A 231-nucleotide genomic window follows, 5' to 3' on the forward strand; every position below is an offset into this window, starting at 1 on the left:
GGTGCTGGTGCCTAAAACCACTCCGATGCGATGGGAACCAAAACGCTGCTTAGCTTGCTCTATTGCGGGCACAAGTTGCTGGGCGGCAGTGTTTAATAAACGATTATTACGGCAAGCAAATAAACTCAGATGATCGGCAATTTCTATTAACCGTTTGTCATCGACGCAACCGACTAATGTAGGCGCATCGAACAATAAATTATCGCGCCATTGCATAGCACTGATATCACC

The 231-nt window shown here is 46.3% G+C and carries 1 pseudogene; it reads right to left on the minus strand.

The window, feature by feature from the left end:
• Nucleotides 1–231: pseudogene (locus AAEY55_RS18680) on the minus strand (beta-ketoacyl-[acyl-carrier-protein] synthase II); the annotation flags it as partial.

The sequence above is a fragment of the Pseudoalteromonas sp. 120-MNA-CIBAN-0494 genome, assembly GCF_040308885.1.
GTDB lineage: Bacteria > Pseudomonadota > Gammaproteobacteria > Enterobacterales > Alteromonadaceae > Pseudoalteromonas > Pseudoalteromonas nigrifaciens.